Below are 24,332 nucleotides of genomic sequence, written 5' to 3'. Positions count from 1 at the left end.
TCGATGTTAATAAACCATTCTATTTCAATCAAAAAGCTTTCATTAATCATTCTATTAGTCGTTTGTTATTCTATACAAGCTCAGGATTACATCGTTACTTTTGATATTTCTGATATTGATAAAGTAAAAATAAGTGATGTAGAAATTATCTCTAACGAAAAGATATTAGGAATCAGTGATCAAGAAGGAAGGACTAGTATTGTTTTAGCGAAAGGTTCGTATACTTTATTGATTAATCATTTCATGTATCAGCCTCAAGAAATAAGTATTAACCTTTCCAAGAACACAGTTTTCAACATAGAGTTAAAATCGGATTATAATCAATTACAAAAAGTTGTAATCACTGCAAAAGAAGATAAAGGACTTACAAGTAAATCAATCATCACCAAAGAAGCTATGCAACATTTGCAACCTTCTAGTTTTACAGATCTCATGGAGTTACTTCCAGGAGGGTTGGCACGTGATCCTTCTCTAACATCAAATAATAGCGCATCATTAAGGGAAAGCCGTAGACCATCAGATTACAATACAACATCTCTAGGTATTCAGTTTATGATTGATGATAATGTAATTAACTCTGGAGCAAATCTTCAAACCTCTCTAGATGCTGACCATCTATTAAAAGCTGCGGAAAATAGATACACCACAAGTACTGGTGTAGATATGCGAACTCTTTCTACGAATGATATCGAAAAGGTAGAAATTATAAGAGGAATTCCTTCTGCTGGTTATGGAGATTTAACTTCTGGTTTGATAAAAATAGATCGAAAGATAAGGCATACTCCTATTCAAGTGAGATTTAAATCTGACGGATTTAGCAAACAATACTATACAGGAAAAGGGTTTAGAATTAAAGATAGCTGGGATTTATTTGCTAGCTTAGACTTACTTGATGCGAAGTCTACACCCGATATCGATTTTAACAATTACCAAAGATTAACTTCATCTTTACGTTCAAAAGCAAAATTTAAGATTGGTGAAAATTCTTTAGAATGGCGATCAAACTTAGATTACTCAAACAACTTAGATAAACAAAAAGCTGATCCTGATACAGGATATGATTTAGTAGACAAATACAAATCTTCTAATCAGAATATTGCATTGAGTAATAATTTTATTTACAATTTGAAAGATGAAAACTTATTCTTCAATAAATTTATCTTAAATACATCTGCAAGACAAGGTTTTGAAAAATTAGAACAAACCAAATTTGTTCAACTATCAGGACCTAGAGCCGTTTCGATTGCAACTGAACAAGGAGAGAATGTAGGATATTTTCCTGAAACAAGATACATTTCAGATTTTGAGACTGACGGCAAGCCACTCAACATTTCTGCTATGTTCCAAGCAAATGGACGTAAAACAATCGGGGCTTTTAATCATAAATACGAAGCTGGATTGGATTTTCGTTTGGCAAAAAATTATGGTACCGGGCATAAATACGACATCTTAAGACCTGTTACTGGAGGGATGACTACAAGGCCTCGACGTTTTGATGATATCCCTGCTTACCAATTAGTTGCTACTTTCCTGGGTGATGAAATAGCATATAAAATCAACAATCACAGGTTTACACTTTATGCCGGTTTACGCTTTTCTTCTATGCTTAACGTGGGTTCTGATTATAAAATCAACAACAAAATCTATACAGAGCCTCGTGTAAATTTACAATACAACCTCCCTAAACTTATACTTAACAACTCTCCTTTTCTAATAGATTTGACCATGGGTTATGGAGAGTTTTACAAAATGCCAACTTTGAATAACCTTTATCCGAATGATCGATTTTGGGATTATACACAATTAAGTTTTTTTCATAAAGATGCAGATTATCGTTATGCTTATTTTATGACCTATAAACAAAATACGGTAAACAAGAATTTAGTAGCTGCAAAAAACATAAAAAAAGAATTGAGAGTCGATTTAAGCTACAAAAACCACAATCTTTTTGTCAACTTTTACAAAGAAAATTTAGAAAATGGTTTTCGTGCCGTGAGCAATTATACAGTCCATTCTTATAAAAGATATGATAATACACAAGTGGATCTTAGTACTTGGAATAATGGACCAGATTTAACAAATATTCCTTTTGAATCAAGAAAAGTTTGGGCTTCTTATACAACCACAGAAAACGGAAGTGAGACTACTAAAAATGGTGTAGAATTCGGTTATTCATCACCAAGAATCAAAACCATTAACACTCGTTTTACATTTACAGGTTCTTACTTCAGAACTCAATACAGAAATACAATTCCTGTACAAGAGAAACCACAAGTTTCATTAGTAGGAAATGATTATCAATATGTAGGAATTTATAAAAATGATATGGGTTATGATTTTAGAAACATGAATTACAACCTATTTATAGATACGTACATCCCTAATTTAAACCTTACTTTTTCAGCATCTTTTCAGGGCTCTTTATTTAATAGAGAAAAAAGAGACAAACGAATAGCAAAGCCAGATTACTATGTAGATCCGAACGGAAATATTTTTCCATACACAGAAATAGAACAATCAGATGCAATTTTACAATGGCTAGTAAGAAACACCTCAGTAACTGATAATATACAAACTAACTATACTTTTACTTTCAATACAAATCTAAAAGTTACCAAGAGCATCTATAAATCTCTTAGCGCATCTATGTTTGTAAATCGATTATTTAGTTATGCACATCCTTATACATTTCATGGACGAAAAATAGAGCGTAGAAACGGTATTGCGCCTTATTTCGGAATGGAATTAAAGTACAATTATTAACAATATCAGTCAAAAGTAAAAAACAAATATTTTAATATGAAAAAGAGAATTATTATTTTAGGAATTGCAGCACTTTTTGCATCTTTCAATCTTTTTTCTTGTAATAGTGATGACGACTTCGGAGTAGAAGTTACACAAAACAGTGTTTTAACACTTAATTTTAAGGGAGAAAACGTATCAAAAATCAATTCCTTAAAAATTGAGATTATCGAAACCAACACTGGAACTAAACAAACCATATCACTAGAAAACCAAACTACTTACTCATTAGAACTACCTTACGGATCATACAACATCATTGCAAACGGCTTAGGGATTGATAACAATGGAGACCACGTTGCAATTGCAGGAGGAAATACAATTGTTATAAACACCTTATCATCTAACCTTACAATAGATTTATTAGTAAAACAGTTTGGTGAAGATTTCATTATAGAAGAAGTTTTCTTTACAGGAATAAAAACTGCAGAAAATAAAAATTACAACAATAGTCGTTATTTCAAAATTACCAATAATACAGAAAAAGTATTGTATGCTGATAACTTAATTATTGCCACGTCTGAATTCTTTACAACAACCGATCAGCATGTAACACCATTTCACCCGAATAAAGCTTTTGCTATATCCGCAATCATGACTGTTCCTGGTAGTGGAACAGAACACCCAGTACAGCCTGGTGATTTTATTGTAGTAGCAGATAATGCCATAGATCATACAGAATTTGCACCTGATGCTTATAATTTAATTAATGCTGATTTTGAGTTCCCGAATGAAAATCCATCTTTAGGGCAAGTAGATAATCCTAATGTACCAAATATGAATATCATTTATACAAAAATGAATTACAATATGATATTCTTATACACAACTAGTCAAGAGTCTTATGTAATTGCTCGCTTCCCTGAAGGACAAAATGCAGAAAACTTTCTAGAAAACAACAAATACAATTACTCTTATACAAATGCAGCTGGAAATGTCATTAATCGATCATCTTACCAAATTCCAAACTCATGGATTATAGATGGAGTAAATGTAAGCAATCCCGACAAATTCTTAAGATTAATTACTTCTAAATCTATAGATTCAGGATGGACAGGTGCTTGGCCAGGATACAATGGCAAAACAATCCGACGTAAAGAAGCAGGTAAATTGAAAAATGGAAAAACACGTTACCAAGATACCAATAACTCTACAGAAGATTTTATCGCTAATTCAGATTCTTCATTAGCAAACGGTATTGTTCATTAAAAATATTTTAAAATTGAAAATATTAAATTTTCTTGGCTTTGTTTTGATTAGTTTAGGTTACACAATATTGCAAGCACAAGACAGTATTGATTTGTATCCTAAAATCTACAATCAATACAATACAGAAAGAGATTTAAAAAACAATTTATTCTATAATCCGGCAACTATGTCGGATTATAGTTCTTCTTCATTCTCTGACTTTTCTCTTAACTATCTAAAAGACGACAAAAAATTATTTCGTCAGCAGACGGGCTCTAAATCCGAAGGTTTTACGATTCTCACCAATTCGTTTCAAAAACTAAACGAAAACAAAACCATATGGGGAAATGCAAACTATCAAAACCAAGATATTTTCAATATCAAATGGAATGAAAATCTAGACTTTGATCGTATAGCACCCTATATCATTGCTGATAGTATTGGTGGAAACATGAACATAGAACAATATAAATTTGGAGGTGGATATAATCAAAAAATCAACAAATGGACATTAGGTTTACAAGCAGACTATTCTGCACAACAAGGAAGCAGACCACGGGATCCTAGAAATGTAACAACCACTTCTGACCTATCTATGAAAATAGGTTTTAATTTCAACCTATACAAAGATTGGACTATAGGAGTCTTTGCTAACGTAAACAAATACACCCAAAAAATTTCTGTAAAATTCATAAGCGACATTATCAATCCATATTTGTATAATATGAATGGTTTCGGTGCTTACAATTATTTCTTTAGTAATACTAATTCTAGCATACACGAAGAGTATGGATACACCGCAGGAGGACAAATCATCAATAAAAAACATGATTTTTATTTAAATGCAACATTAGAAAAATCAAAAAACACAAAAAAAGTAACCAACGCTTATTATGATATTTCTGATTTGACAACCGAAAGCAACTCTATCGAAATAGGAAAATTTTATAGTTTTAATCAGAACCGTATTGGGTTTATTGCACAACTGGCTAACCAAACAAGAACTGGGGAAGAATACGGCTATACCAATAATACAGAAATAACACAAGTTATATTCAAAAGAAAAGCTTACAGGAAAGAAACCAACACAAGTAAAATTCAACTTTATTACGAATTACAAAAAGACAAATACAGCCTTGCTATTATTCCGTTTACAGATTATCAAACCATTAAAGAATCTAGATTATACCCATTTAATGGACAGAAATATGATTGTATACAATTTGGTATAAACTTAGATTTTAAACAAAAGATAAAAAATAATCAAGTTTTAGAATTTCAACCTTATTATTCTCAACGACAAGTAATCAACGTAACAAATGCTCTTAATCTAAACAATATCGACTTTTTGAATGATATGGTTCTAAGAGATTATACATTTCTCACAAGTGATATCACAACCGTTGGAGCATCTTTACGTTATCATCTAGAACTAGATAAAATCCCGGCAATATTTATCGGAACCCAATATCAATCACAGAAAATACAAAATAAAAACAATAATTTTACAAGCCTAAACCTTGGAATAACATTCTAAAGAAATGAAAAAATTCACATTACTTGTAATTGGCATCATTTTATCTATTTTGGTCGGTTTTACACCAAAAGTAAAACAGTCATTAGAAAAGATTCAAGACCCAAAAGTGCAAGATATTGTCAACAGTTATAAAAAAGCAATTGTAGATTGGCCAAAACCTACGATTGATCATGGTGTAGAGTGGAAAGAATTTCAGTCTATAAAAACAGATACCGCTTATTTCACCACACAAGCTTTACCAAAAGTTTTATTAGGAAAAATGTTGTTCTTCGATCCAAAACTTTCGGGTTCTCAACAAATTTCTTGCAGCTCTTGCCACGAACCAGAATTTGGATGGACAGATGCACGTAGAGTAGCTTTAGGGAATGATCATTTACAAGGCAAACGCAATACCATGTCACTTCTTAATATTGCAGACCGAACAAGTTTCTTTTGGGATGGAAGAGCAACAACACTAGAACAGCAAGCTTCAGGACCTATCGCTGCGCATAACGAAATGGCAATGGATCTAAATTTATTACCAGAAAGACTAAGCAAATATCAAGATTATTTAAAACTATTTGAAGATGCTTTTGGTGATAATAAAATAACCACAGAAAGAATTTTCAATGCTTTAGCAGAATTTCAAAAAACGATAAAAAGTCAACCGAGTAGATTTGATAAATTTATTGATGGAAACTACACAGCTCTTACCGATGAAGAAATCTACGGTATGCATATTTTCAGAACGAAAGCTCGTTGTATGAATTGCCACTTCGGAAAGAATTTAACAGACGAATCTTTTCATAACATTGGACTTACCTATTACAAAAGAGAATACGAAGATTTAGGCTTGTACGAAATCACTAAAAATCCAGATGATACTGGAAAATTCAAAACTCCATCTTTACGAGATTTGATGATTACAAGACCTTGGATGCACAACGGATTGTTTGATACTTTAGAAGGAATTGTAAATATTTACAACAGCGGAATGCAAATGAATAGTCCCACACCAGAACAAAAAATTGCAGACCCAATGCATCCTGTAACAGATTCTTTATTGAAACCTCTGAATTTATCAAAAGTAGAAAAAAAAGCTTTGGTATCCTTCTTAGAATCCATGACGGGTACCAAATACAAAATGAGAAGACCAGAATTTCCTACAAAATAAAAAAACCTCGAACCATTATTGTTTTAAGGTTTTTTCTTCTGAGGTATCATCATCATTCTTTAAGTAATAATGAATCTTTATTGGGTTTTCTTGCATTTCTTCATATTCTCGTTTCAGCTCCTCTTGTTCCAAATAAGCTTGCCAAAGCGCTTCTGCTTTAGGGTCGTACACATTTTCATCTTCCCAATAATAGGTTTGTTTCTGCGGGCCTAATTTTCTGAAATAAAGCGCTAAAACTAATCCCACCAAAAAACCAGACAAATGCCCTTCCCAGGAAATAGGATTTTTATTGGCATTCATTTTTAGGGTTGGCAATATATTTTCGGGTAGAATTCCCCAAATAAAACTTCCGTACAAGAAAATCACAATCAATGATACAGCCATAGTACTACGATCTTTACGGATAAGACCACTAAAAAACAAAAAAGAAGCCAACACATACACCACACTACTTGCACCGATATGGCAACCAACGGTTTCGTCGAACCAAGGAAGATCACCTATAAACCAAAGTAAAATTCCAGAAAAAATCCAGCCAAAAAAAACGACCAAATAGGTTATCCTATCATATAATAAAATACTGAGCAACGAAAGAAAAAACAAGGGGAAAGTATTGCTCAAGATATGCTCCCAGCTCGAGTGAAAAAGCGGAGACAAAAGAACCCCTTTCAGTCCTGCTAAATGTCTAGGAAAAACACCATTACATTCACCATCTAAAAAACCGTTGAGGTTGAGAAGGAAGACAACCCAAATGGGAAGCAAGAGCAAAATAGGGAAACGAATTGCTTTTTTTGGTAAAGATGTCGCCATAATTCTTTGGGTGATTTTGGATTTGGAGAAGATAGAACAGAAATCAAACCAAAAAAAATTTAACGACAAAAAGGCTTGATTTTATGCTTTCAAAAGTACTTTTGCCAAAGGCTGCCAAGCCAAATAGTCAAAACCACGTTGTTTGTTTTGTTGCGCAATCCGGAATTGCATCTCGAGTAATTCGGCCGCAATTGTCCAGGCTCGAAAAACAGAATATTTTGGGTCGTATAACTGTGTTGCCTCTGAGTTTGCCGCATTGAGCTCGAGAATGATAAAGTTGCCTTGTTGCAAATCTTCTATCGATTGTGTTTTAACATCTAATCGACCATAAAAAAACTCTGGTAGAGCCTGAATGATTTCATCTACTTTTTGACTCAGTTTTTCGGTAATCAAATAAGATGCATCCAAAAAAGTTGTTCCCTTATAATGATTCCCTATTTTACTAAGCTGTAATACTTCTCCGACCTCTAAAACCTCGTCCAATCGGTTAGAAAATCTTTCATACAACACTTTTTCTTGACCATATGTTCTAGGGTTTTCAGCAATCAAACGATGTAGATCTTTTTTTCCATCGCCTTTCACAGCCAGAAATTCTTTACCAGTTATCGACCAAATAAAACCTTTTTCTTGATTCGGATAACGTATATAAAATATACCAAACTCTAACGGAAAATCGACTAACTCTTGCACAATCAAATCTTCATTGCATATTTTTTTATATTTTTCCCAATCGGTAGGATGGTACAAGATTGCAACATTCTTCCCTCTTTCACCCTTATTAGGCTTTGCAACTATTGGGTAATAAGAAGGTTGGAAAGAATCTATGTTTTTTCGAGCAATAAAAAAAGTTTCGGGAATATATTTTTTTGGCAATTGTCGAATCAAATCGTATTTTGGATAATCGTAAAAACCACCAAAGCGTAGAGATGGATTAACATTGCAAAAATACATCAACGATCTTGCACGAATTGCATACAATAAATACAGTGGAGTAAGTGCGCCATAGAAAACCCAAAAAGGCCAAAACTCGTATTGACATATTCGTTGCCAAAATTTTTTCCCGATCATACCGCAAAATAAAGGATAATCTAACACTCTTCAAAACTGACAAATTGTCACAAAATAGAATAAACAGGGTGAATTTTAATATTTTATTACAATTTTAACAGACAGATTAACCTCCCGTATTGCTTTATTGCTTAATATTATTGCACGGCATAATTTATGCAACACACCAATAAATAATTTATATTAAACTGAGTAAGAGAACTGAACAATGAACGATAATTTTTCTCAACAAGTAAAAGACGTAATTGCTTATAGCAAAGAAGAAGCATTGCGCTTAGGTCACGAACAAATCGGCACCGAACATCTTCTTTTAGGTATACTACGAGATGGTGAAGGGAAAGTGATTTCTGTTCTCGAGGCACTGAACGTTGATTTAAAAGAAGTAAAAGCTAAAATCGAAACTTTGGCTCCTCCCAAAGAGGTAGATTCTCTGTATACTTCTAGAAATCTAACTTTAACCAAACAAGCAGAACGCGCACTAAAAACAACCTTTCTAGAAGCCAAGTTATTTCGTAGTCCGACTGTAAATACTATCCATTTATTACTATGTATACTACGCAATGAAAACGATCCGATAACCAAATTGATGAAAAAAATGGATATCGATTACGATAGCGTGAAAGAAGAGTTTAAGTTTCTATACCAAGATGAAACCTCTACGGAAACACCCCGTGCAGAATCTTCATCGTACGATGAGGACGAAACTTCTGGACGCACAGAATTTGATCGTCCTTCTTCTAAATCGACAACCAAAAGTAAAACTCCTGTTTTGGATAATTTCGGTCGCGATTTAACCGCTATTGCACAAGAAGGAAAGCTAGACCCGGTGGTTGGTCGAGAAAAGGAAATCGAACGTGTATCGCAAATTTTATCTCGCCGCAAAAAAAACAATCCATTGCTAATCGGTGAACCAGGAGTCGGAAAATCTGCAATCGCAGAAGGTTTGGCACTCCGTATTATTCAGCGAAAAGTTTCGCGTGTTTTATATAATAAACGTGTAGTTACTTTAGATCTAGCAAGCTTAGTGGCAGGCACCAAATACCGTGGACAATTCGAAGAGAGAATGAAAGCCATCATGAATGAATTAGAGAAAAATGATGATATTATTCTTTTTATCGATGAGCTACACACTATTGTAGGTGCTGGAGGAGCTACAGGATCTTTGGACGCATCAAACATGTTCAAACCTGCTTTGGCAAGAGGAGAACTACAATGTATCGGAGCAACAACACTGGACGAATACAGACAATACATCGAGAAAGATGGGGCTTTGGTACGACGTTTCCAGAACGTAATGGTTGAACCCACTTCGCCCGAAGAAACTCTTCAGATATTGCATCAAATCAAAGATAAATACGAGGCTCATCATAATGTAAATTATACCGAAGAAGCCTTAGAAGCCTGTGTAAATCTGACGACTCGTTACATTACCGATCGTTTTTTGCCCGACAAAGCTATCGATGCGATGGACGAAGCTGGCTCTCGTGTACACATCAAAAACATCAAAGTGCCTCAAGAAATTTTAGACCTTGAGAAAAAACTAGAAGAAATACGCGAAGAGAAAGTGAAAGTTGTTACATCACAGAAATACGAAGAAGCAGCAAGATTACGAGACACAGAAAAGCAAATAGAAGCAGACCTAAAAAGGGTGCAAGCAAATTGGCTAAAAGAATCGAAAGACCATCGTGAAACCGTAACAGAAGACAACGTTGCCGAAGTAGTCTCTATGATGAGTGGCGTACCCGTACAACGTGTTGCTGCCGGAGAAATGAAAAAACTTGCCAAGATGAACGACCAAGTAAAAGGAAAAATAATTGGGCAAGATGCAGCGGTAGAGAAGGTAGTAAAAGCCATACAACGCAATCGCGCCGGACTGAAAGATCCCAATAAACCAATAGGCTCTTTTATATTCTTGGGTACAACAGGTGTTGGTAAAACACAGTTGGCCAAAATATTAGCCAAAGAATTATTCGACTCGGATGATGCTTTGATCAGAATAGACATGAGTGAATACATGGAAAAATTCGCCGTATCTCGTTTGGTAGGGGCACCTCCTGGTTATGTTGGTTATGAAGAAGGCGGACAATTAACCGAAGCCGTGCGCCGTAAACCGTATGCTGTAATCCTTCTAGATGAGATAGAAAAAGCACATCCAGATGTTTTTAATATTTTGCTACAAATCTTAGATGACGGCCATGTTACGGATAGTTTAGGTAGAAAAGTAGATTTTAGAAATACAATCATAATCCTTACTTCGAACATCGGAACAAGACAATTGAAAGAGTTCGGAGATGGAGTCGGATTTGGAACTTCTGCTAAAAAAGATTCAGCAGACGAAAGAGCAAAGTCGACGATAGAGAGCGCCCTTAAACGTGCTTTTGCACCAGAGTTTCTAAACAGAATAGACGATATTATTATATTCAATTCTTTATCGAAAGAAAATATTATGGAAATTATCGACATCGAGCTCGATCAACTTTTCCATCGTCTTTCGGCTTTAGACTATCATTTGGAATTAACCACGGAAGCAAAAGATTTTATTGCAGAAAAGGGATTCGATAAAGATTTTGGCGCTCGCCCACTAAAACGGGCTATCCAAAAATACATAGAAGATCCATTGGCAGAGGAAATCATCAATGCAAATGTAACAGAGGGCGACCATGTTATACTAGAGTTAAACGATGCAAAAGATGGAGTAAAAATACAAGTAAAAGGTAAGGCAGAAGAGAAAAACTCTTAATGCTTTACGGTAATAGCACATAACAACAAAACCCACTTCGTATGAAGTGGGTTTTGTTTTATTGAATCGTACGGATGATAGATTGAGCATTTAGTTACTCAGTCGCACTACCCGTACGGCATCATTAACATAAGCCTTATTGTTTCCTAAACGTTTGTAGCTAAATTTAGAAGAAAGCTGTGTATTTTCTGCCGATAAATTTCCTGTGAAATCTCCTTTAAAATTCATTCTACTGATAATGTCGTACGTAACATCATACCCAAACTGCTCGTAATCGCTCGGTGCTGAACAGTAATTATCATTAAAAAGCTTCAGAATCTCTTGCTCTTTGGTGCCGTAAATGTTCATCAAACGAGAAGTACTATACACAAATCCGATAGCTTTTAGAGCTTCTATATTGGCTTGATTATTTTTACTAAATATATCGTACACTGACACTGACTTTATACCAAAAGCTTTAAGATTAGAGACATCAAACGTTTTTAATTTATTGAGGTATGAAATTCCTAACTGATCGTTATCCGAAATCAAAACCGTAACAATTGGTTTTACGTATTTATCTGCTCCGATAACTTCTGTTGGCTGAACAACCTTGTTTACATCGGTTACGATAACTACGTTAGCTTTTAGTTTTTTAGTCAGTTCTTTTCGTGTATATTCTGCCAAATCTTTGTATTTATCCTCAGTAAGTAAATAGATTTGCTCTTTGGCATAATCCTTTGCAATCTCATTGATAATCTGATCCGCCAAAACCTCATCTCTTGGTGTTGCCATAATTACATTTCCATAATTGTCTAAGTTATTTGCGTTGGCAAATGGTGATACAATAGGAATATTAGCGTTGCTCAACATTTGGGCAGCTTGCTCGACACTCGAAGCATAAAATGGTCCGATGATAACATCTGCTTTGTTCAAATCATATTCATCATTAATCTGAAACAACTTATTTACATCACGCTCAGAATCAATTACTTTTACATTTACATTTTTTCCTTCCTTGGCTAATTTTTCTAGAGCTACTTTTGATCCAGAAAAGAAATTCATCGCTAAGTTTTTAGACAAATTTCCTTTACCTAAATCAAAGGGGAAAAACATCACGACATTTATTTCGTTATCAGAAATACGCTTCAACTCAGAAACAGATGCTGTAGTTGTTATTTTTGCTCCTTCTTGCAACGGAATTCGCAAGACTGATCCTTCTAAAAGTCCTTTCGTAGCAAGATTAGCATTGGCTTTGAGCAATTGATCCATGCTTACCTGGTACTCGGTTGTTAAACCATAAATCGTCTCACCAGCTTTTACTTTATGCTCTATAAAATTATCGCGTATTATAGCATTACTTCCTTTTCTCGGTATGATAAGATACATACCTTCTTGGGTTCCCTTTGTCTGTAAATCTGGATTCGTTGCATAGAAATCCTCCACCTTGAAATTATATTTCTTCGCAATCGAATACAGCGTTTCTCCTTTTCTTACCAAATGCATACCGTCTGGTACAATTTCTTTTTCGGTTGTGGTAGAATTTTTATTGCTTGTCTTGGGTAAACGGATAATATCACCCGCTTTCAGTCCGTGTTTCAGCTGTGGGTTTAGACTGACCAAAGTTGCTTCGGATATATCGTATTTTTTGGTAAGAGAATAAATTGTTTCTTTTGGTTCTATTAATAAATAGGTATAATTATTATCGTCTTTTGGTAACGATGGTGGCGTTAGAGTTTGATTATTTTTTGGCAGTTTCGGTTCCTCTTCTACCTTGAATATTTTACCATCTTTCGATGGAATCGTCAAAACATCGCCTGGATGCAATCCTCTAGATTCGATTTTGGGGTTGGCTTTCAGCAAGGCTTCTTGAGAGATGTTGTATTTTTTAGAAATTCCGTAAACGGTTTCTTTTGCTTTCACCGTATGCGTTTGTTGGGCATACAATGAAAAACTTATGAACAGAAAGACAAACGTCAATATTTTTTTCATAGTTAAAAGTTATCCTATAGATTTATACAAAAATAATCATTTTCTATCATCCGATAGGGTTTTTATTATAAAACCAAAAGTAAACGGTGAAATGGCATCATACACATCATTTAGCCAATCCTTGCCATAATCAAGCCAAAAATCACTAAAATTTACGTGACGCTCTTGTAATTCTCCTTGTGGGAAAAGTTCATTTTTCAATTTTTTGATTCGATTGCTCAAAGCTTGGTGTTCTTTTATTTCGGCTTTCATCATTCTTTTTTTCAATTTATCAAAGCCCTTCAATTGTTTTGATCGTTGTGCCTGGAGCATATCCGAAAATGTAGGATTGGTTTGTTCGGCCAATTTTTCTAGCTCATCAAAAAGGTCTATTAGTCGATTCTCATACGGTAGAATTGTATGATAAACTGTTGATTCTTGCCGCACTTTTTCTCGAACCAATTCATGTATCGGGTAAAATAATTCTTGGTTACTCAACTGCAATCGCAGCTGTTTACTGTGTTGTTTTTCTGACAAAAACAATAGTGAGTTTCTGAGAAACAAAAGCGGAAAATCAACGTCCAATTCTACAAAATTCGATTTCAATTGTAACCAATAGGCCAACTCTCCTCCACCACCAATATAAGCAACATTCGGTAAAATAACTTCTTGATAAACTGGCCGAAGTACTACATTCGGGCTGAATTTTTCTGGGTATGCGTACAATTCATCTATAATTTCTTTACGATAAAAAGATAAATTAGTATTCAGTACCATAAAACGACCCTCCTCCTCAACAATTCTTTCTCGCTTAGAGCCATGTAAATAGAATAAATTTATCGGTCTAGGATATACTTGGATCGTATAGCCTAAATCGTGTAACGCTGCGCTTTGCTCTTGTATTTTTGTTTGGGAAGATTGTTCGATGAGCTCTTTCTCGAAGATTGGAATCATTTCTTTCTTCAGTCGAGCATCATCTCCATCCAAACATAAAATCCCGTACTCTCCTAATAATTCTTGCACAAAAATTCTTGTAGCTTGAGAGAGATTTTTGGCCGAGCAATAACTTTTATCTATTATTTTTTTCAACTCTTTTTTCCGTTCACTTTCCGGGAAAAAATTCAAAAAAGCATCCACCACTTCTTCTATACCTTCTAAGCTCAATCGGCCGACTGCTCCGCCATGAGGATGTTCCCAGATGAATTTTCTATTCTGAAAATTAAAATGATTAATCTCCTCAAAATCATGATCTTCTGTTGCCATCCAAAAAATTGGCACAAACGAATATTTCTTTTGTGATTCGTTCAACAAGGCACACATTTTTATGGTTTGAAGAATTTTATAGAAGAAAAAAACTGGTCCTGTCAACAAGTTCAATTGATGTCCGGTGGTAATGGTCAACGTATGGCTATTTTTGAGTAATTCTATATTTTCTCGTTGTTTTTGGGTAAGAGAAATTTCCGAATATTGAGCTTGTAAACGCTCTACCAAAAGCTCTCTACGAGAATAAGAACGTAGTTTTTTTTCGGCTTGTTTTAAGAGGTTTTCTTCATTTGGATACGCTTGATAAAATGGCTCCACGTTTTCATTTTTCGAGAGATAATCTACCATCAAAGTAGTAAAAGACTGACTCTCACTTAGTGTAATTATCGGATTGTTCATCATTTATTTATCGTTTCTAAAACAGCCAAAGGACGATCCGTTGCAAAAATATCTACCCCCATTTTCTCATATTCTTGGTAACGGCTATTGCCTCTTTTTTCGGCTTGTTTATCCAAGTTACCCAAAGTACCTAAAATGACCATGATATCCTCCTGATGAATTTTTTGGTACAATGATTTGTCAGACAAGCGAGTTCCGGTAAAGGCAATCATTCGATTACTCGGTATATCAGACTCTAATAAATCATTCAATTCTCGCTCATTTCGCATATTTACAGACAACATCATTTCGGGGGCTAACCGATGAAGTTTCTCTGCCTGTCCGACCGAATAACTCACCAAAATACATTGTTGTTCCATTTTATTTTTGCGAATCACATCTATCAACTGGTGGTAATCGACGGTCTTTTTAATATCTACCATAAAATAGAGCATTTTATCTTTTCCCCATTGCAAAGCCTCCTCGAAGGTCGGAACTTGATAGTCGGTTTGGTTTCCGAAATCATCCATCAAAAAATATTTTTTTATCGTAGACAAACTTACCTGATTTACATCTTGCCTCGCCGTAGTAGTGCGCTGCAAAGAGTTATCGTGCATCAAAATTAATTGTTTATCTTGAGTACTAGAAATATCAATCTCGAAAATGTTAATCCCTTTTTGGTATAAAAATTCCATGGTTTCTATACAGTTTTCTGGATAATTTTCTAGGCCACTCCCGCCTCGGTGTGCACTAACTAAGGTTTTGGTTTTGTTGGCATAAGAAAAATCTTCGGTAGAATTTGGTATGATATTTTCTATAGTAATAGAGGGTTTACATTGTAGAAAAAGAAACAATGCAGAAAACAATGTATATCGAAAAATCAATTTCATATAAAAATATATAAATGTGAACCACAAAATTAGATGTTTAATTTTAAAATAAATGCAGCAAAATGGGTTTAAAATCATTTGTAAAAAAAATAGCAGACAGTGCAGAGAACCAAGCGCACCGTTTGTTCCATACACTAGAAGACGTAAGACACGAGGCGTCTAAGCTTGCGATCGACATAGCAATAGAAGGTATCGACATGACACAAAAAGCCTTGAAGAAATTTGATGAAAAATCGGATGAAGTATATGAAAAAGCTAAAGAAAGTGCATCAAAACTAAAAGATAAATTAGAAGAAGAAACAAAAGATGTTCGCGAATTAGCCGAAGACCAATACCAAAAAACAAAAGATTTGGTACAAGATAAAATGAAAACGGCAGAAGACAAAATGAACAAAAAAAGTACAGATTTAGCAGAGAAGGTAAATGATACCATCGATGAGATAAGTGAAAAACTAGACAAAGAAAAAGAAGATTGATCTATTCTACTTTTTTAGTGATGATGTTTTGGGGATAATATTCTTTACCCAATTGTATTATTTGGACTGATTTTTGCTAACTCTGCAAAGATTAATTTAAGAATATGGAAAATAATTTAAATGATTACAGCAGACAAAATCGTCCGCGAGATATTGCTATTTGGGTATTAGCCATATTGCTTTTGTTATCTATTGGTTTTATTATTTACCAAAATATTAATTACAAAATAGACAACTCTTCCCTCACAATAGACGCCAATGATCTAGAGCGTAGCCGAGAAATACTGAAACAAGAATTACGCATCTTACGGTCTGATTACGAAGACATGAAAAAAGTTGCCAAAGAGCAAGACTCTACCATAAATGATAGAGATATAGCTATTTTCGAGAAGCAAAAACAAATACAAAGTATTCTTAATAAACAAAACATTAACGAAGACGAATTGCAAAAAGCCCGAAAATTGATTTTATCGTTACAAACCGACATAGCAGATTATAAGCAGCAGATTGCAAAATTAACGTACGAGAACAAGAAACTAAATGCCGAAAATTTAGCGCTTAACACCTCGAAAGATTCTATCAGAAAAGAAAAAGACAAAACAGAAAACGTACTCCAAAAAACAAAAGAAGCTTATACAGACCACCAAGAAAAAGTGAATGCAACCTTATCCTTATCGAACTATAAAATAAAAGGAATTAATGTTCGCCGTGGCGGGAAAGAAATAGAGACAACCCGAGCAAAACGAATAGACAAAGTTCGTGTTTCGTTTGATATTGACGAAAACGAAAGCGCTTCTGGAGAAAAAACATTATACATTGCTGTTCATAAACCTGATGGTTCTTTAGGGATTTTCGACGGTGCACAAAACGGAAGTTTAGTTTTGAGAAATAACAATGAAATAAAGTTTTCGGACAAAATACAAATCAACTACACTCAAGGAGAAGCACAAACGGTTTCTTTCGATTGGATAGATTATGATTTCCCAAAAGGAAAATATGATATAGATGTCTATGAAAATGGTTTCAAGATCGGACAATCTACAATACAGTTGCACTAAGAGCAAATAAGCATCTATAAAGCTCTTATCGGTATAAATAATCAAAAAGCCAGAATAGCATTGTACTCTTCTGGCTTTTTTACTGAAAAATATTATTTCTTGTTCATCTTGCTTTTTTCACAGGAACACTATCTGAAGCTGGTCCGCCACCATCCATAACGTTGGATGCTTTTAATGTTATCGGATAAGAACGACTCATCACGCCAACCAATTTAAAAGCATCGTAGATCTTTCTATTTTGCTGATTTCCTAAGGCAATAATTGCAACTCTATTTTTTATATCGTGTACATAAACACTATAATTACCGTGCCACCAACCGTTATGATACATAAATTTTCCGCCGTCTGGATATTCCATCATACGAAAACCTAAACCGTAATTTTTTATCCCTTTACTCTCGTAACTATATCCTGTAAACGCTTCCTTCATCAAATTTTTAGGCAAGAATTTTTTAGAGTACATCGCATAATCTAGTCGATAAATATCGCGCGGCGTAGAATAAATATTTTTATCTCCATACACTTTATCGAGATGATCCCAAGCCCATTTCTTACCCTTGAAACCGTATGAAGAAGAAACTTTATCTTTATCCTTATCAAACTCGAAAACAAACGTATGTTCCATGCCAAGTGGATCGAAAAGCATGTATTTCATTGCTTTTGGGTAGGACATCCCCGTAAATTTTTCTATCATCAAGGCCAGTAACGCATAATTGGTATTCGAATATGCAAATTTAGTTCCGGGCTTGCTAAGCAAAGGTACCTGATGATTTGTAAATATTTCTAAAACCTCTTGATTGGATATTTGTTTGGTTTTATCCCACAATTTCATATTGTCTATCACGTTAGCATAATTGGGTAAACCGCTTCGGTGATTGAGTAAGTTTCTCACCGTTGTTTCTGGATAAGGAAAACTCGGTAGAATACTTTGCACGGTTTGGTCTAATGTGAGTTTTTTATGTTCGACCAATTTCAAGATGGCTAATGATGTCATAACCTTTGACACCGATGCAATATGGATTGGCGTTTCTGCAGTAAGTGGAATATTCTTTTCTACATCGGCAAAACCATCATACGCCTCGAAAAGAATCAAACCATTTTTGGCAACCAACATACCTCCACTAACAGGCTCGGTTTGCCAATAATCTCGATGAAAATTGTACAAGACTTTTCGGTAATCGTAAATTTCTTTTTTAGGAAGAGGGTGAAATTTTATGGCTGTAAACCAGTTCATCGAATCGAATCTTGGGGGTGCATTAGGATCTATTTTGATTGTTTTTTTTTCTTCTTTTTCTTCTTTTTTACACTGGGAGAATGTTGCAATGATGGTGGTTAAGCTAAGGGCGACAATCAAATTTTTCATACTATCATAAATATTACAACCTAAAAAAGGAAAACAAATCTAAACTATAAGTCGGAAGTGTAAAAACAGATAGCTGATTTTAGCAAAAAAATAACAATTAACGTAATTTCTGCGAGAAGTATTCGCCCACAACAATGCTCGTCGCCATAGCAACATTTAGGCTTTCTGTCGATTGTCCAAAAGCGGGAATGCTTATTTTTTGAGAAATATATTGTTGTAAATGAGTTGAAATACCGTTGGCTTCGTTACCCATAACAATCATAGCGTTTTCTGGAAAACGATACTGATATATGGATTCACCCTCCATAAAAGTTCCCAAAATTGGATACGGATATGATGCAAAAACTTCAGCTATATCAGTATAAATAACGTCAACACGCGAAAAAGATCCCATTGTAGACATGATAACTTTCGGATTGTAAACATCAACGGTTTCTTTAGAACAAATAATTTGTGTAATGCCAAACCAATCTGCCAACCGAATAATTGTGCCTAAATTCCCTGGATCGTTTATCGTATCCAAAACCAAAGTAAGTCCTTTTACCGGAGCTATAGAGCGTTGTGGCGGAATCTCGCAAACCGCTAAGCATTCGTTTGGTGTAGAAAGAAAACTAATTTTTTTCAGTTCATTGGGTGATAAATAATGTACCGGAAGATTACCTTTCGCATCAAAATTTTGGTTCGTTGTGTACAGTTCTTTTACCGTAATGTTACTTTTCAGTACTTCTTTTACATTTTTAACACCTTCTACGACAAACAAATTATATTTTTGTCTATATTTTTTAGATCCTAATGAAGTTATTATCTTCATTGCGTTTTTAGTTAACATCATTTTATGCAAAAAAACATTACAAATATATCATTATTATTTAGTGCAATAATCTTTTTTTGGTCATGTAATGCTACAAAAAAAGTGCCCGAAGGTGAATATTTATTAACTAAGAATACATTCGAATTTATTGACAAAGAACAGAAAAAAAATCTTAGTGGCGAGCTAAATAATTATGTAAAGCAAAAACCAAACGCTAAGGTACTCGGTTTCTCGATTCCGTTAGCCGTCTACAACATGTCCGACCCAAAACTAGATACCGTATTTGAAATTTACTACAGTTACCCAGAATCTAGACAAAATAGAGAAACACTCGACAGCTTATTTCGCTCACACCACCTAGACGAATACGTAGGTAAAAGTAAATGGCTCGATCGATTATTTTTCACTAAAGGTCAACCTCCTGTTATTTTAGACACTGCTCAAATGGGTTTTTCTGAACGGAATTTAGAGGTTCATCTTAAAGACAAAGGATTCTTTGATTCAGATGTCACCGCAATTGCCAAAACAGATTCTACCAATAAAAAAGCAGAAATCGTATACAAAATAAAACTCAACTCTCCTTCTTATATCGAAACCTATTCATACAACATTCAAGACACCTTGATCAATCGATATGTCAATCAATCGGCAGAGAATTCTTTGCTGTTTGCAGGTGATCAGTACAATTATGAGAATTTCGAAAAAGAAAGAAACCGAATCGTAGATTACCTAAAAAATAGAGGATTTTATGATTTCAATGCCTCGGGAGAAGATATTTATTTCGAAGCCGACACCACAAAAAGCAACAAAAGATTAGACGTAACTATGTTTATCGACCGATATATTGTCGATTCTACACTTTTGGTTCACGACACTTTACAACAAAAACAATACAACCAATACACGTTCAACAAAATAAGAATATTCCCTGATTCGGAAACTGCTGTAACTCCAGACCAGTTCAACCCAGACGATTTTCCATACCAAAGAAATTACAAAGGATATGAATTGTATTATCGAGAAAAACCCCGCTATAGAGCAAAATATTTCACAGACGGAATGGTAATGGAGCAAGATGCTCTGTATCGACTACGAAGCGAAACGCAAAGTAAACGCAACATTCTCAAGAAAGAAAACATGACTTTCCGTGGCTTTATCCCCGAAAAAGTCGACACAACACTCAATTATTACATCACCTATAGCCCCAAAAAAACGTATGATATGAATTTGTTTTTCGAGGGATATTGGGCGCGTTACCTCAACTTTGCAATTTCACCAGGGGTTACGCTCACAGCGAGAAATCTATTTCGGGGAGGCGAAAATCTAGAAACCACATTCAAAGGAACTTTAGGGAATGTAAACAACGATTTTGCCGCCAAAAAAGAAGGATTTTTCAATGCTTATGAACTATCACTAGAATCAAAAATTCGTTTCCCTTATCTCTTTTTACCATTCAATGTAGAAAAATTCTTACCAAAGAGATTCTCATCAGAATCTGTTATCCGAATTGGTTCTAGTACACAACGAAATGTTGGGTTGGATAGAAATAATTATACTTTTGGATTGGATTTCGATATCTCTTACCGAGAATTTCAACACAAAGTCTCTCTTTTCAATATAGAGTATGTACGCAACAATAGAAAAGAGCGATATTACGACATTTATTCTCGCGATCGAGAAATTTTTGATCAAACAGCAAATGATTATTTTTTGTATGATCCTACTTTGCAAACCGATTATGAAAATGATTTGATTACCCGCGATCAATTAAGTGCTGTGATCGATGCCGACCAAGGCTTCCGAACATGGATGGATACTCAAATGGCAGAAAATTTTGTATTATTCCAAAACATGCTATACCGAAAAGCGAGTATTTCTCAAGACGCTTTGATCAATTCTTTCATCTATCAGTTTACGTACAACGAAGAAAATGTACCTAGAATATCCAATAGAAACCCTTGGTTTATCAATGCTCGCATAGAGCTTGCTGGTAATTTGCTAGGATTATTAGATAAAAGTTTTGGTTTTATAAAAGATACCGACGAACTTGGTGAAGAAGTAGGAACAATATTTTCTATACCTTATTCGCAATTTGTCAAAGTAGATGTAGATGCTCGAAAAAAATGGAATTTCGATAAAACCCTTACGATTGCAACGCGCGCAATGTTTGGTTTTGCTCAACCTTACGGGAATTCTAATTTCATCCCTTTTATCCGAAGCTACTCGGCTGGTGGCTCGAACGATGTTCGCGGTTGGGCACCACTTACTTTAGGTCCATCTGATCAGCCTCGCGTACCAAATTCTAAAAACCAAAGTTTATCTTTTGAAAGTATGAAAATTTTATTGAATGCTGAAGTACGAAAACGTTTTTTCGGTAACGTAGAAGGTGCTTATTTTATCGATGCTGGGAATATTTGGGGAACGAGCAAAGATCGTCCTCAGACCATGTTTCATTTCGACAAATTCATCAATCAGTTTGGTATTGGTACGGGTGTTGGCTTACGTTATCATATCGGGACGTTTGCTATAATACGATTAGATGCAGCATTCAAACTTCATGATCCATCCTATCCAAAAGGAGAACGTTGGCGTTTTGTTGATTTTAAAGACAACAAACCCCGTTTACATTTTGGGATAAATTATCCATTCTAAAAATAGTTTACCTATCTTTGTTTAACCAAATTTTTAATACGATGAGTAGAAAATTTCCTGCTGGTGTTGCCACTGGCCAATTAGTACAAGAAATCATACAAGATGCTAAAACAAATAAATATGCTCTACCAGCATGCAATGTGATCGGATCCGACTCAATTAATGCAGCAATGGAAACTGCCGTTGAAGTAAATTCGCCAATTATTATTCAGTTTTCTAATGGTGGAGCCGCTTTCAACGCAGGTAAAGGTCTAAGCAATGACCAGCAACGTGCAGCAGTTTTGGGCTCTATTGCAGGTGCAAAACACATCCATCAATTGGCAGAAGCTTACGGAGCAACCGTTATTTTGCATACAGACCATTGTGCAAAAAATCTTTTACCTTGGATTGATGGTTTATTAGAAGCCAACGAGCAATACTATAACCAATTTGGTAAAACTTTATTCAGTTCGCATATGCTCGATCTTTCAGAAGAACCTTTGAAAGAAAACATGGAGATCTCTAAAAGATATCTAGAACGTATGTCGAAAATCGGAATGACACTCGAGATAGAATTAGGAATTACAGGTGGTGAAGAAGATGGTGTAGACAACACAAATGTTGATAACTCTTTACTCTATACACAACCAGAAGAAGTAGCCTTCGTTTATGAATCCCTAAAAGAAGTTAGCGATAATTTTTGGGTTGCAGCAGCATTCGGTAATGTTCATGGAGTTTACAAGCCTGGGAATGTAGTTCTTACACCAAAAATTTTGTACAACTCACAACAATTCATCGAACAAAAATTTGGTGTAAAAGACGCCATTAATTTTGTTTTCCACGGTGGTTCAGGTTCTTCTTTAGAAGAAATTAGAGAAGCAATAGATTATGGTGTAATAAAAATGAATATTGACACCGATTTGCAATTTGCTTTCATGGAAGGAGTGAGAAAGTATTTTGATGAAAATAGCGCTTACCTACAGTCACAAATCGGAAACCCAGAAGGAGAAGACAAACCGAATAAAAAATTCTACGATCCACGTGTATGGTTACGTAAAGGAGAAGTAAGTTTCAAAGAAAGACTGAAACAAGCTTTTGAAGATTTAAACAATATTAATCGTTTAGGATAACCCTAACAAAACTAAAATAGCATTATGCCTTGGTTTATTAGACGAAAAAAAAATATCACTACCCCAACCGAAGCGAAAAAAGATGTACCAAAAGGTCTATGGTACAAAACTCCTTCGGGAAAAATAATTGAAACAGAAGAACTCAAAGCAAACAACTACGTAAGTCCAGAAGATGATCATCATGTTCGTATTGGTAGCAAAGAATATTTCGATATCCTTTTCGACGATGGGAAATTCAAAGAACTCGATGCCAATCTAAGCAGTGAAGACCCTCTGAATTGGGTTGATACCAAACCCTACAAAGAACGTTTAGAAGAACTAAAAACAAAAACTGGACTCAATGACTCTATACGTACAGGCGTAGGAAAAGTACACGGTAGAGACATTACAGTTTGTTGTATGGATTTTAAATTCATCGGGGGGTCATTAGGATCAGTAATGGGGGAGAAAATTGCCCGTGCTGTGGATTATTGCATCAAACACAAAACTCCATTATTGATCATTACCCAATCTGGAGGAGCTCGTATGATGGAAGCTGCCATATCGCTGATGCAATTAGCAAAAGTAGAAGCTAAACTAATACAATTAGCAGAACACAATATCCCTTATATAACTTTATTGACGAATCCTTCTTTTGGTGGGATTACCGCTTCTTTTGGCTCTATAGGAGATATTATTATGGCTGAACCAGGAGCATTGATAGGGTTTGCTGGTCCACGTGTAATCAAAGAAACCATCGGACGAGACTTACCTAAAGGATTCCAAACTTCTGAATTTTTATTAGAAAAAGGGTTTGTAGATATGATTGTTCACCGAACTAAACTAAAAGATAAGGTAAAAGAGGTTACTGATATGTTGATGCCTATCAAATAATTAATGGAAAGAATGCAAATATTTTTAATTATTTTGACGATATAATTTGGATTATTAAAAAATGATTTATTATATTTGCACTCCATTCGCGAGAATAGCTCAGTTGGTAGAGCACGACCTTGCCAAGGTCGGGGCCGCGGGTTCGAGTCCCGTTTCTCGCTCTATTTCATATGAAGTGGCTGCCTTGGTGGTGGAATTGGTAGACACGCAG

Annotated in this window: 17 protein-coding genes and 1 tRNA gene; 11 read left to right on the top strand and 7 right to left on the bottom strand. The window is 34.9% G+C overall.

What is annotated here, in order from left to right; genetic code table 11:
* Positions 1 to 3: 3 nt before the first annotated feature.
* The 4 genes from HMPREF2660_RS05390 to HMPREF2660_RS05375 are packed head-to-tail and all read left to right on the top strand — an operon-like array spanning position 4 to position 6,680.
* Positions 4 to 2,763, top strand: a complete 2,760-nt coding sequence (locus HMPREF2660_RS05390) for a TonB-dependent receptor (RefSeq protein WP_068597493.1) — start codon at positions 4 to 6, stop codon at positions 2,761 to 2,763.
* A 36-nt stretch (positions 2,764 to 2,799) separates the two neighbouring features.
* Entirely contained in the window at positions 2,800 to 4,011 is a 1,212-nt protein-coding gene (locus HMPREF2660_RS05385; protein ID WP_068597491.1) for a DUF4876 domain-containing protein, read from the top strand.
* 13 nt (positions 4,012 to 4,024) lie between these two features.
* A complete protein-coding gene (locus HMPREF2660_RS05380; RefSeq protein ID WP_141743552.1) occupies positions 4,025 to 5,527 on the top strand; it encodes a DUF6850 family outer membrane beta-barrel protein in 1,503 nt (500 codons plus the stop codon).
* Between the two features lie 4 nt (positions 5,528 to 5,531).
* Complete coding sequence (locus HMPREF2660_RS05375; protein ID WP_068597486.1) at positions 5,532 to 6,680, top strand: cytochrome-c peroxidase; 1,149 nt, start codon at positions 5,532 to 5,534, stop codon at positions 6,678 to 6,680.
* Between the two features lie 15 nt (positions 6,681 to 6,695).
* Here HMPREF2660_RS05375 and HMPREF2660_RS05370 read toward each other — a convergent pair whose 3' ends face one another.
* Together HMPREF2660_RS05370 and HMPREF2660_RS05365 are read right to left on the bottom strand one after the other, a co-directional pair.
* Positions 6,696 to 7,490, bottom strand: coding sequence for a rhomboid family intramembrane serine protease (locus tag HMPREF2660_RS05370; protein ID WP_070485977.1), 795 nt, complete (start codon positions 7,488 to 7,490; stop codon positions 6,696 to 6,698).
* Between the two features lie 81 nt (positions 7,491 to 7,571).
* Positions 7,572 to 8,585, bottom strand: coding sequence for an ATP-grasp domain-containing protein (locus tag HMPREF2660_RS05365; RefSeq protein WP_141743551.1), 1,014 nt, complete (start codon positions 8,583 to 8,585; stop codon positions 7,572 to 7,574).
* Between the two features lie 181 nt (positions 8,586 to 8,766).
* On the opposite strand from HMPREF2660_RS05365, the gene HMPREF2660_RS05360 reads away from it, so the two are divergent.
* Positions 8,767 to 11,298 carry an ATP-dependent Clp protease ATP-binding subunit gene (locus tag HMPREF2660_RS05360; RefSeq protein WP_070485973.1) on the top strand — a complete coding sequence of 844 codons (2,532 nt, stop codon included), beginning with the start codon at positions 8,767 to 8,769 and terminating at the stop codon, positions 11,296 to 11,298.
* Positions 11,299 to 11,388: 90 nt separating this feature from the next.
* Here the strand turns inward: HMPREF2660_RS05360 and HMPREF2660_RS05355 are convergent, their stop codons facing one another.
* From HMPREF2660_RS05355 to HMPREF2660_RS05345, 3 genes are read right to left on the bottom strand one after another with little or no spacing between them, the layout of a single operon-like run.
* The gene (locus HMPREF2660_RS05355) at positions 11,389 to 13,269 is read right to left on the bottom strand and encodes a LysM peptidoglycan-binding domain-containing protein (RefSeq protein ID WP_070485971.1); all 1,881 of its coding nucleotides are present in this window, start codon (positions 13,267 to 13,269) and stop codon (positions 11,389 to 11,391) included.
* A gap of 36 nt (positions 13,270 to 13,305) precedes the next feature.
* Positions 13,306 to 14,913 (bottom strand): bacillithiol biosynthesis cysteine-adding enzyme BshC, encoded by a 1,608-nt coding sequence (gene bshC / locus HMPREF2660_RS05350; protein ID WP_083299067.1) that lies wholly within the window; start codon positions 14,911 to 14,913, stop codon positions 13,306 to 13,308.
* Entirely contained in the window at positions 14,910 to 15,779 is an 870-nt protein-coding gene (locus HMPREF2660_RS05345; RefSeq protein ID WP_070485969.1) for a glycerophosphodiester phosphodiesterase family protein, read from the bottom strand. Before HMPREF2660_RS05345 ends, bshC begins: the two co-directional genes overlap by 4 nt.
* A 62-nt stretch (positions 15,780 to 15,841) precedes the next feature.
* Between HMPREF2660_RS05345 and HMPREF2660_RS05340 the strand changes: the two genes are divergently transcribed.
* Together HMPREF2660_RS05340 and HMPREF2660_RS05335 are read left to right on the top strand one after the other, a co-directional pair.
* Positions 15,842 to 16,255: a hypothetical protein gene (locus HMPREF2660_RS05340; RefSeq protein ID WP_070485967.1), complete on the top strand. Its 414-nt coding sequence runs from the start codon at positions 15,842 to 15,844 to the stop codon at positions 16,253 to 16,255.
* A gap of 104 nt (positions 16,256 to 16,359) precedes the next feature.
* Positions 16,360 to 17,313 (top strand): coiled-coil domain-containing protein, encoded by a 954-nt coding sequence (locus tag HMPREF2660_RS05335; RefSeq protein WP_070485966.1) that lies wholly within the window; start codon positions 16,360 to 16,362, stop codon positions 17,311 to 17,313.
* 103 nt (positions 17,314 to 17,416) lie between these two features.
* On the opposite strand, the gene HMPREF2660_RS05330 is transcribed toward HMPREF2660_RS05335, so the two are convergent.
* Together HMPREF2660_RS05330 and HMPREF2660_RS05325 are read right to left on the bottom strand one after the other, a co-directional pair.
* A complete protein-coding gene (locus HMPREF2660_RS05330) occupies positions 17,417 to 18,676 on the bottom strand; it encodes a serine hydrolase domain-containing protein (protein WP_070485964.1) in 1,260 nt (419 codons plus the stop codon).
* A gap of 97 nt (positions 18,677 to 18,773) precedes the next feature.
* Positions 18,774 to 19,505, bottom strand: a complete 732-nt coding sequence (locus HMPREF2660_RS05325; RefSeq protein ID WP_070485962.1) for a TrmH family RNA methyltransferase — start codon at positions 19,503 to 19,505, stop codon at positions 18,774 to 18,776.
* 84 nt (positions 19,506 to 19,589) lie between these two features.
* Between HMPREF2660_RS05325 and HMPREF2660_RS05320 the strand changes: the two genes are divergently transcribed.
* The 4 genes from HMPREF2660_RS05320 to HMPREF2660_RS05305 all read left to right on the top strand — a co-directional run bounded on the left by HMPREF2660_RS05320 (position 19,590) and on the right by HMPREF2660_RS05305 (position 24,282).
* On the top strand, positions 19,590 to 22,139 hold the full coding sequence (locus HMPREF2660_RS05320) for a translocation and assembly module lipoprotein TamL (protein ID WP_232013430.1): 2,550 nt from the start codon (positions 19,590 to 19,592) through the stop codon (positions 22,137 to 22,139).
* Between the two features lie 41 nt (positions 22,140 to 22,180).
* Positions 22,181 to 23,248, top strand: coding sequence for a class II fructose-bisphosphate aldolase (gene fbaA / locus HMPREF2660_RS05315; protein ID WP_041942055.1), 1,068 nt, complete (start codon positions 22,181 to 22,183; stop codon positions 23,246 to 23,248).
* Between the two features lie 24 nt (positions 23,249 to 23,272).
* On the top strand, positions 23,273 to 24,121 hold the full coding sequence (gene accD, locus HMPREF2660_RS05310) for an acetyl-CoA carboxylase, carboxyltransferase subunit beta (protein WP_070485961.1): 849 nt from the start codon (positions 23,273 to 23,275) through the stop codon (positions 24,119 to 24,121).
* Between the two features lie 88 nt (positions 24,122 to 24,209).
* Positions 24,210 to 24,282, top strand: a tRNA-Gly gene (locus HMPREF2660_RS05305).
* Positions 24,283 to 24,332: the final 50 nt, after the last annotated feature.

Source organism: Weeksella sp. HMSC059D05, from assembly GCF_001809725.1.
Classification (GTDB): domain Bacteria; phylum Bacteroidota; class Bacteroidia; order Flavobacteriales; family Weeksellaceae; genus Weeksella; species Weeksella virosa.
This window is presented reverse-complemented; position numbering and strand designations above follow the sequence as displayed.